The sequence below is a fragment of the Tardiphaga sp. genome (genome assembly GCF_025356345.1).
Taxonomy (GTDB): Bacteria; Pseudomonadota; Alphaproteobacteria; order Rhizobiales; family Xanthobacteraceae; genus Tardiphaga.
Window position 1 is genome coordinate 1 of sequence record NZ_JANXTC010000202.1, and the last position, 4,002, is coordinate 4,002.

Genomic DNA, 4,002 nt, shown 5'->3' on the forward strand with positions numbered 1-4,002 from the left:
GTCGCCGTCGTCTCCAACGGTACCGCGGTGCTCGGGCTCGGCAATATCGGTCCGCTGGCGTCCAAGCCGGTCATGGAGGGCAAAGCCGTCCTGTTCAAGAAGTTCGCCGGCATCGACGTGTTCGACATCGAAATCGCCGCCGACACCATCGAGCGCGTGGTCGAGACCGTGGCCGCACTGGAGCCGACCTTCGGCGGCATCAACCTCGAAGACATCAAGGGACCGGAGTGTTTCGAGATCGAGGCGCAGCTCAAGGCGCGCATGAAGATCCCGGTATTCCACGACGACCAGCATGGCACCGCCATCATCGTTGGCGCTGCCATCACCAATGCGCTGCTGCTCAACGGCAAGAATCTCAAGGACTGCAAGATCGTCTGTTCCGGCGCCGGCGCCGCGGCGATCGCCTGCCTCAATCTGCTGGTGCATCTCGGTGCGCAGCTGAAGAACATCTGGGTCTGCGACATCGACGGCGTCGTGCATGAAGGCCGCAACACGCTGATGGACCGCTGGAAGGCGGTCTATGCGCAGAAGACCGACAAGCGCACGCTGGGCGACGTGATCGCGGGCGCCGATATTTTCCTCGGCGTGTCCGCGCCAAACGTGCTGAAGCCGGAAATGGTCAAGCAGATGGCGGACAAGCCGCTGGTGATGGCGCTGGCCAATCCGAATCCCGAGATCATGCCCGACGAGGCGCGCAAGGCGCGGCCCGACGCCATGATCTGCACGGGGCGGTCGGACTTTCCGAACCAGGTCAACAACGTGCTGTGCTTCCCGTTCATCTTCCGCGGCGCGCTCGACGTCGGCGCCACTGCGATCAACGAGGCGATGAAAATCGCCGCCGTCGACGCCATTGCGCAGCTCGCGCGCGACCCGCCCTCGGACGCGGTGGCACCTGGCCTCGACAATGAAACCCAGGGCTTCGGCCCGGGTTCGCTGATCCCGAGCCCGTTCGATCCGCGGCTGATCCTGCGCATCGCACCGGCGGTGGCCAAGGCGGCGATGGATTCCGGCGTGGCGACGCGGCCGATCGCCAATTTCGATGACTATCTCGCGGGTCTGGAGCGCTTCGCCTTCCGCTCGGGCCTCGTCATGAAGCCGGTATTCGCCAAGGCGAAGACCCAGCCGGTCCGTGTCATCTACGCCGAAGGCGAAGACGAGCGCGTGCTCCGCGCCACCCAGGTGGTGCTGGAAGAGAAGCTGGCGCGGCCGATCCTGGTCGGCCGTCCGTCGGTGGTCGAGGCGCGCATCAAGCGCTTCGGTCTGGCGATCCGCGCCGGCGTCGATTTCGACCTCATCAATCCCGAGGATGATCCGCGCTACCGCTCTTTCGTGCAGTCGTACATCGATATCGCAGGTCGTCACGGTGTGACGCCCGACGCGGCGCGCACGGTGGTGCGAACCAATGCGACGGTGATCGCGGCGCTCTCGGTGGTGCGCGGCGAGGCCGATGCGATGATCTGCGGCGTCGAAGGCCGCTACATGAGCCATCTACGCCACGTCCGTGAAATCATCGGCTTTCTGCCGGGCGTCAGCGACTTCGCGGCTTTGGCCCTGATGATCACTAGCAAAGGCGCGTACTTCATCGCCGACACCCAGGTGCGGCCAAACCCGACCGCTGAAGAGCTTGCCGAAGTCGCCGCGCTGGCTGCGATCCACGTGCAGCGCTTCAACATGAAGCCGAAGATCGCTTTCGTTTCGCATTCGGATTTCGGCAGCTACGACACCGATTCGTCGCGGAAGATGCGTCGTGCCGCCGCCGTGTTGCGTGAAAAGCATCCCGAGATCGAGGCGGATGGTGAAATGCAGGGCGACACCGCGCTGTCCGAGGCGGCGCGAAAACTGATCCTGCCGCATTCCAAGCTGGAAGGCGTGGCCAACGTCATGATCATGCCGAACCTCGACACCGCCAATGTCGCGTATCAGATGATCAAGGTGCTGGCCGACGCGCTGCCTGTCGGTCCGATCCTGATCGGCCCGGCGCGTCCGGCCCATATCCTGACCCCGTCGGTCACGGCCCGCGGTATTCTCAACATGACGGCGGTAGCCGCCGTGGAAGCGCAGGAGCGGGCGGCGCGTCCGCAGCCCGGCCTGTTTGGATAAATTCTGTCCGGACAAAGTCTGTCCGGTGGCAAAAGCCGTTCGCTGATACTCATTATTGGCGAACGGCGATAAGGCGCGATTGCATCAAATCGACGGCGATATGATCGTTTGAAAACCCTTCGGGGAACGATCATAATTGCCGGACTATATTGTCCACATCGATTGTAGCAGTGAGGCCGACCATGCCAGCGTTTATTACTTTCGGGCGCATTCTGTTCGCCGTGATCTTCATCGCGTCGGGTGCCTCGAAGTTCCTGGATCTACCGGCGACCGCCGACATGATCGGCAGCAGGATCGTCCCGACCTTTCCCGCGGCGATCGCGCCTTATTCCACGCAGCTGGAGACGCTCGCCGGCATGGAAATGAAGCAAATTCTGGCCATCCTCGCGGCGACAATTGAACTGCTCGGCGGCGTCCTCATCGCCCTCAATCTCGGCACGCGCTTCTTTGCGCTGCTGATGGTGGTGTTTGTGATTGTTGCAACGTTCTACTTCCACGATTTCTGGAACCTGACCGGCGCCGACGCCAAGAACCAGATCAACCATGCGCTGAAGAACCTGTCGCTGATCGGCGGCCTCTTCATCATCGCCGGCATCGGCCGCGGCCCGCGTCAGCAAAACGGCTACGCCGAACTATAGCGGCAGCGGCGTCAGACGCGCCGCCAAGCGGTGACCCGGACGTCGTGGGCGGCGTCGAGGATCTCGACCTCGCTGGCCCGCATCCCATGGCGGAAAAGGATCTGTTCCGGGGTTTCCGCAGGCACGCCCGGAAAGCACGGACCTCCGTCGGGCAAGTGCACATGCGGCGCCTGCGACAGCCAGAAAACATCGAAGCGATCGAAGAACATCTCGAACACCACCGGGCCGCCGATCACCGCGACGGTGCCACCGGAGATGCCGGCATGGTTGCAGGCGTCGTCGAACGATGCTCCCGCCGGGTTCCACAGCGTCGCCTTGTCGTTGACCGGATCGGTCGCCAGCGTCTTGATACTGCGGCTCAGAACGATGCGCGCCCGCCGCGGTGAATTGGGCTGGTCCTCGAACGAATATTTGCCGTGCACGATCAGGTCGGCGCGATCCAGCGAGGCGCTGAAAAACGCCAGGTCGCCGGGAAATTTCAGCGATTCAGGCATCACGCCATGAACATCGGTGAGCATGCCTTCGGCCGAGACAATGACGTAGCCGTTAAAGCGAAACGCGGAGATCGGATGCATTCGGCGTTCGCTATTCTGAAATCGTCTGCACCACGCTGTTAAGCGGGCGGGTACTCACGGTGGGCAGCTTGGCGTCCTTGAGAATGCCCTCATCATACGACGCGATGGTCTGCACCGGTGCCTTGGCCTTCATCATCACCACCTTGTAACCGCCAGCCTTGAGGCGGCGCAGCAGCGTCGGCAGCGCCTCGGCAGTGTGTTTCTGGAAGTCGTGCATCAGGATGATGCCCTTGCCCAGCCTGTCCAGCTTGGTCATGACGTTGGTAATGACCTGATCTGACTTGCGGGTCTTGAAGTCGAAGGAGTCGATGTCGCAGGAGAAAATCGCAATATTGCGGGTGCCGAGATAGGTGACGATTTCCGGCGGGTGCTGCAGGGCGGGCGCGCGGAAGAACCCGGCCGGCGATGCGCCGATCGCCCACTTCACCGCGCTGAAGCCTTTTTCGATCTCGTCGATGCGCTGCTGTTCGGTCAGCTTCTTGCTGGTCAGCGCGATGTGGGCCCAGGTATGGCCACCGATGGTATGACCAGCGGCCGCGACCTGCTTCAGAATTTCGGGATGATAGGTGGCGTGCTTGCCGATCGGGAAAAATATGGCCTTGGTGCACTCGTCGGCCAGTGCCTTCAGCACCGCCTGGGTGGTCACCGGCCACGGGCCGTCGTCGAAGGTCAGCACCACTTCCTTGTCG

Annotated in this window: 4 protein-coding genes; 2 read left to right on the forward strand and 2 right to left on the reverse strand. The window is 62.6% G+C overall.

Going from position 1 to position 4,002, the window contains the following annotated elements; translation table 11 throughout:
- A partial coding sequence (locus tag Q0S16_RS12150) for an NADP-dependent malic enzyme (RefSeq protein WP_295848518.1) occupies positions 1 to 2,100 on the forward strand: 2,100 nt, incomplete at its 5' end.
- A gap of 182 nt (positions 2,101 to 2,282) precedes the next feature.
- Entirely contained in the window at positions 2,283 to 2,738 is a 456-nt protein-coding gene (locus Q0S16_RS12155; protein ID WP_295848519.1) for a DoxX family protein, read from the forward strand.
- Between the two features lie 11 nt (positions 2,739 to 2,749).
- Here Q0S16_RS12155 and Q0S16_RS12160 read toward each other — a convergent pair whose 3' ends face one another.
- Positions 2,750 to 3,313 (reverse strand): dihydrofolate reductase, encoded by a 564-nt coding sequence (locus Q0S16_RS12160; RefSeq protein WP_295848520.1) that lies wholly within the window; start codon positions 3,311 to 3,313, stop codon positions 2,750 to 2,752.
- A 10-nt stretch (positions 3,314 to 3,323) separates the two neighbouring features.
- A partial coding sequence (locus tag Q0S16_RS12165) for a polysaccharide deacetylase family protein (protein WP_295848522.1) occupies positions 3,324 to 4,002 on the reverse strand: 679 nt, incomplete at its 5' end.

What these genes read in the sequence shown, in the direction of transcription:
- Q0S16_RS12155 (WP_295848519.1), top strand. Translation starts at nt 2,283, where the DNA reads ATGCCAGCGTTTATTACTTTCGGGCGCATTCTGTTCGCCGTGATCTTC.
- Q0S16_RS12160 (WP_295848520.1), bottom strand. Translation starts at nt 3,313, where the DNA reads ATGCATCCGATCTCCGCGTTTCGCTTTAACGGCTACGTCATTGTCTCG.